At 46.1% G+C, this 5,819-nt stretch carries 4 protein-coding genes; 1 reads left to right on the top strand and 3 read right to left on the bottom strand.

Annotated features, from left to right (window positions below):
• The 3 genes from QVO39_RS01455 to QVO39_RS01465 form a co-directional block, all read right to left on the bottom strand.
• The coding region (locus QVO39_RS01455) for a sugar nucleotidyltransferase (RefSeq protein WP_288171436.1) at positions 1–639 on the bottom strand (639 nt) is incomplete at its 3' end.
• Positions 640–660: 21 nt separating this feature from the next.
• Complete coding sequence (locus QVO39_RS01460; RefSeq protein ID WP_021902713.1) at positions 661–1,590, bottom strand: DUF5106 domain-containing protein; 930 nt, start codon at positions 1,588–1,590, stop codon at positions 661–663.
• Positions 1,587–3,083 (bottom strand): butyryl-CoA:acetate CoA transferase, encoded by a 1,497-nt coding sequence (locus QVO39_RS01465; RefSeq protein WP_021902714.1) that lies wholly within the window; start codon positions 3,081–3,083, stop codon positions 1,587–1,589. Before QVO39_RS01465 ends, QVO39_RS01460 begins: the two co-directional genes overlap by 4 nt.
• 271 nt (positions 3,084–3,354) lie before the next feature.
• Between QVO39_RS01465 and QVO39_RS01470 the strand changes: the two genes are divergently transcribed.
• Positions 3,355–5,667, top strand: a complete 2,313-nt coding sequence (locus QVO39_RS01470) for a glycoside hydrolase family 95 protein (RefSeq protein WP_021902715.1) — start codon at positions 3,355–3,357, stop codon at positions 5,665–5,667.
• Positions 5,668–5,819 lie beyond the last annotated feature (152 nt).

Consider the following 5,819-nt stretch of genomic DNA (forward strand, 5'->3'; position numbering starts at 1 on the left):
GAGGCGGTCTTGCTCTAAATAGAGTTGGTTTAGAGTGGTTATCTCTAGCTCGCCTCGAGCCGAAGGCTTTACCTTACGAGTTTGGTCTATCACATCGCCTGGATAGAAATAAAGTCCCACTACAGCATAATTGCTCTTAGGGGTTTTAGGCTTTTCTTCAATAGAGATCACCTTATGCTCTGCATCAAATTCTACCACTCCATATCGCTCTGGGTCACGAACATAGTATGAAAATACTACCGCCTCATTCTTCTCCTCCACTGTTTGGATCGCATGCCGTAGAATGCGGTCAAACGATTGACCATAAAACACATTGTCGCCCAAAATTAAGCATGCATCATCACCCTGCAAAAAATCTTCAGCTAGGAGGAAAGCTTGTGCAATCCCCTCAGGCCGTTCCTGTATTTTGTACGATAGCTGGATGCCAAACTGACTACCATCTCCCAATAGTTTCTTAAAAAGGGGCTGGTCATCTGGCGTGGTAATGATCATAATCTCACGAATGCCTGCAAGCATCAAGACCGAGATTGGATAGTAGACCATTGGTTTACCATACAAGGGTATCAATTGCTTCGAAAAAGCTTTAGTCGCTGGATATAAACGGGTACCAGCCCCACCTGCAAGCACTATTCCTTTCATTTTATCGACAAATAATTAATATTAATAGCAGATATGCTCCTCAATCTCATTAAGGACGGAATCATCAAGAATCACATCTTTCATAAGTACGCGACAATTCTCGTCTAGAAGGTAGATCGTAGGTAGGGCTTTGAGGTCGTAAAGACTTTCACTCAAAATCACCCTTTTTTTATCCATACCAGCAGTAGCAAACGGCGGCAATTCAGAAAGGTGATGACGCCAAGACTCCTCATCTCCAAAAGCATAAATACAGAGTATATGGAGACCATTATCCACCAGCTCTTTCACCTTAAGATCACTAGATAGAGCATATAATGTACTGTGACATGTATCGCATTCTGGATCATAAAAGAGCAAAAGAGTAAGCCCAGAGACACTATTGTATAGGGATGTTTCGCGACCATTAGCCAAAACATAGTCGAAGTTCTCAGCCTTCTCACCTACTTTATTTCGTAAAAATAAAGCCTTGCGATCCGCCAATCTAATTTGCTCCGCCTCATCCAGTAGTCCAGCTTTTTCTGCCTCCTCAGTCATCAGTAAATAACTTGCCTCATCGAAAAAGGGCGAATTTGGCTCACCGTAATACTTACTAACGAGTCTCATCCCAATAGAATCCATCGCAGGTGTAGCCAATTGATAGTACTGGCGAATCGTCTCCCTTTGAGCCTGTTCATTAGCATTAAGGTTAATGGCAAAAAAATTGGCGAAAAACTGCTCTCTCTCATCCGAAGAGCCCATTAGCACAGTATCTATTTCCGTCACACCATCAAAGAGGTGTGTGAGAATATAATCTGCTCTATCCATAGGCTCGGTAATCAAAGCAGGTGGGTTAGGGAACTCTATCCCCTTTGACTCCGTCTTTTGATCCTCCTTCTTGGATTGAGAACACGCTCCTAGTAGCACTATGGCTACTAGAAGCGTGATAGGATATATTCTTCTTATAAGTCTCATTTCTTATAAGGGGAGAAGTCGGCATTCTTCATTGACCCAGTCTCTTGGAACTTGCGATGGAATTCAAAGCAAGCATCCAAATTAACCTTGGTCTGACCCTGTTTCGAAACAGCTAGATAGTCACGCAACAGTTGGCGATAATCGGGATGCACCACATTATTGATGATCTCCTCAGCACGCTGACGAGGTGACTTGCCACGAAGATCAGCAATACCATACTCACTAATAATGATCTTCACAGAGTGCTCCGAGTGGTCAAGGTGCGAAACCATAGGCACGAAGCAGCTAATATCTCCATTCTTTGCTACCGAAGGAGTGGTAAAGATAGAAAGATAGCCTGAGCGAGTGAAGTCACCCGATCCTCCAATGCCATTCATCATTTTGGTGCCCATCACATGAGTAGAATTGATATTGCCATAAATATCAGCTTCCAATGCAGTATTAATCGCAATCACTCCGATACGGCGGGCTACTTCAGGGTTATTGGAGTACTCAAGAGGACGTAGAAGTAGCTTATCTTTGAAGAAATCAAGGTGAGCATAAATATCTTGAATCACCTCTCTCGAAACTGATAGAGAGCATCCAGAAGCAAACTTCACCTTACCCTTCTTCATCAGCTTAATCACTGAATCTTGAATCACCTCAGTGTAAACATTGAAAGCAGGGATCTGCTCACTATCGCCCATAGCACCCAAAACAGCATTAGCCACATTACCTACGCCACTTTGTACAGGCAAAAACTCCTTTGGTAGTCTACCAGCCGCCATCTCTTGCTCAAAGAACTTAGCCACATTTGCACCAATCGCCTTAGTGACTTCATCAAGTGGAGCAAAGGCAGAATCATCGTTAGGCTCTGAAGTCTTCACGACTGCTACAATCTTTGCAGGATCTACCTTGATACAATCAGCTCCTACTCTATCGTGAGGGTCAACAATATCAATCGTACCTCTGTGAGGAGGGTCTTGAAGCTCCGCAATATCGTGCATTCCACGAATTTCCTTTGGGTGCTTATCATTGAGCTCCACAATAATCTTATCTGCTAATCGGCAAATCGTAGGTGCGATACCCACTCCAGTGGTAGGAACTATTTCACCGTCTTCGGTCACATCGGCTGCTTCCACAATAGCGATATCAATCTTACCTAAAAAACCATAGCGAATCTCCTGTGCAAGCATTGAAAGATGCATATCATTATAGTCCACCTTCCCAGCATTAATAAGGGCACGCAAATCTTTATTAGATTGATAAGGGGTTCTAAACTTGATAGCCTCTGCACGAGCTAGCTCACCATCAAGCCTATCCCCAGTTGATGCACCAGTAAAAACACCTATCTGGAAAGGACGTCCAGCTTCATGCTCGGACTTTGCATGACGTGCAATAGCCGCAGGAATTACCTTTGGACATCCAGCAGGTGTAAATCCACTGAACCCCACATTGTCATTGTGGTGTACAAACTTTGCTGCTTCATCAGCAGTCATAAACTTAAGAGCCATAGGGTCAATTATTATTTAATGATTAATTAAAGATTTTATACCACAAATGTAGCCAATCTTTACGAGACAACATAATAAAACCAAGCGACAAAACAAGTCTATCAAGTCAATGATCTCTATCAAGGAGACATAAAAGCTATCATATTATGCTTCTCAATAAGAAATGGGACAGATACGAGTTACACACTCAGTCATTGAAATAGGGTCAGAGCATATGCAATTATTTGCTTAACTTGCACTCGCATATGAATCATATCAATAGGTAACAGTAATGACTAAAAGATTTGCACTCCTCCTTTGTAGCCTTCTTGTGACACTCCAAGCACTCTCTCAAGAGCATATTCTGTGGTACGATCACCCAGCGACTAGATGGGAGGAGCGACTTCCACTAGGTAATGGACGGCTCGGTATGATGCCCGATGGAGGTATCGCCAATGAGCGAATTATCCTCAATGATATCAGTATGTGGAGCGGTAGCTACGACCCAACTCAGTGGAAAGAAGGGGCAAGCAACTATCTCCCCAGTATCCGTGAGGCACTCTTAAAGGGTGATAACCAACTTGCCCAAGACCTCGTCTATCAGCACTTTGTCTGCGGGGGGAAAGGAAGTAACCATGGCCAATCGGGCACCACCCCCTACGGTTCTTTCCAGATGCTCGGCTGGCTCAATCTACAGCATCAGTTACCCGATAGCTCTTACAGTGACTACCGCTTCCAGCTAGATCTAGATGAAGCACTACTCACCACTACTTTCAAAATGGGTGAGGTGGAGTATCGCCGCGAATACATTGCCAGCCATGGCAAGGAGGACGTACTAGCCATTCGGCTCACTGCAAGTCAAAAGGGCAAAATCTCCTTTACCACGCGACTTTGGCGACCAAGTCAATATCAACTTTCAATCGCACCCGATGAGATAACTCTTGAAGGGCAATTGGAAGATGGTTGGGGAACCGACAAAGGAGTCACCTACAAAGCACAGCTCAAGATATACCCCATAGGTGGAGAGGTCTCTATCTCCGAGGGAGGGCTGAAGGTGATGAATGCCGATGAGGTGCTTCTATTAATCGGCAATACCACCTCTCTATTGCCAGGCAAAAGCGACCTATCTAACGGAATTTGGCAAGAGCTACTTTCCAACCACCTCCAAATCTACCAAGAGAAGTACCACCGAGTAGCTATCCATCTTGATAGCAAAGTAGACCATCAGTCGCTCACCACCGACGAGCGACTCCAACGCTTCCAAAAGGAGGAGGACCCCGCTTTCGTAGAGCTTTACTACAACTTCGGTCGCTACCTGATGATTTCAGCCACTCGCCCCGATGCTCTGCCTCTCAACCTACAAGGAATGTGGGCAGGTGGCACTCAACTCCCTTGGAATGGCGACTATCATCTCAACATCAACCTACAGATGAATTACTGGCCAGCTGAAGTGGCAGGACTAGGCGACCACACCTTGCCCCTCTATCGACTGGCAGAGTCTCTCGTAGAGAGTGGAACCAAAACCGCCAATACCTACTACAATGCCGAGGGGTGGACAGCCCATATGATGACCAACCCATGGAGTTTTACTGCTCCTGGCGAGAGTGCGTCATGGGGTGCCACCAACACAGGCGGTGCCTGGTTGATGCAACACGTTTGGGATCACTACGCCTTTACACTCGATCGTGAGTTTCTGCGGAGGTACTACCCCATGCTTGAGGGGGCGGCAAAGTTCTTCATTACCTCTCTCATTGAGGAGCCGTCAAACGGTTGGCTAGTAACAGCTCCTACCTCTTCGCCAGAAAATGGATACTTATTACCTGGTAGCACGTCCCCACTCTATATCTGTATGGGGGCGACTATGGACAACCAAATTGTAAGAGAGCTACTTACCAACCTCATTACTTCGGCCACTATCTTAGGGATAGAAAACGATTGGACAGCCAAGGCTAAGGCGATCTTACCACGATTAGCGCCCAACCAGATAAGTCCCAAAGGATATCTGCAAGAGTGGCTGGAGGACTATCAAGAGGTGGAGCCACACCATCGGCACGTCTCGCATCTCTATGCTCTCTACCCTGGCAATGCTATTTCCACTAACAGTACTCTCCACCTAGCTAAGGCTGCGATGGAGACTCTTAACCGTCGTGGCGATGGTGGAACAGGTTGGTCACGAGCATGGAAAATCAACTTTTGGGCTAGGCTCAAGGATGGAGCACGTGCACATAAGCTACTGAAGAGTCTATTACAACCAGCAGATAATAGCGGGGGCACCTATCCCAATCTATTCTGTGCCCACCCACCCTTTCAGATCGATGGCAACTTCGGTGGCATCGCAGCTATTTCGGAGATGCTCGTACAAAGTCAAGATGGCTTTGTGGAGCTATTGCCAGCCCTACCCCCAACTTGGCAAAGTGGCAGCTTCCGTCAGCTCAGAGTAAGAGGTGGTGCCATGGTAGACCTCACTTGGAGCAATGGCAAACCAAAACAGGTGACCCTCTCTACTCAACTCAATCGCACCACTATCCGACTAAAGCACCCCACTACTGGAGCCATCAAGAGCTACACCATCTCCAAAGGGCGTCCTAAGACCCTTCGCTTCTAATCCTTACATAAGAAGGTCGTTTGGCAAGGGGCTGTTAAGACTAAATTTAATTGGGGAAGACGACCTAGCAGCCTGCCCAGAGGTAATGCATTGGAAAGTTCTTACCGTATGGATTTTAGCGGGGTGTCTATGAGTAAGGACCTCGGCAGAGG

The sequence above is a fragment of the Porphyromonas sp. CAG:1061 genome (genome assembly GCF_000435035.1).
Classification (GTDB): Bacteria; Bacteroidota; Bacteroidia; order Bacteroidales; family Porphyromonadaceae; genus Porphyromonas_A; species Porphyromonas_A somerae.

What these genes read in the sequence shown, in the direction of transcription:
- QVO39_RS01465 (WP_021902714.1), bottom strand. Translation starts at nt 3,083, where the DNA reads ATGGCTCTTAAGTTTATGACTGCTGATGAAGCAGCAAAGTTTGTACAC.
- QVO39_RS01470 (WP_021902715.1), top strand. Translation starts at nt 3,355, where the DNA reads ATGACTAAAAGATTTGCACTCCTCCTTTGTAGCCTTCTTGTGACACTC.
- QVO39_RS01460 (WP_021902713.1), bottom strand. Translation starts at nt 1,590, where the DNA reads ATGAGACTTATAAGAAGAATATATCCTATCACGCTTCTAGTAGCCATA.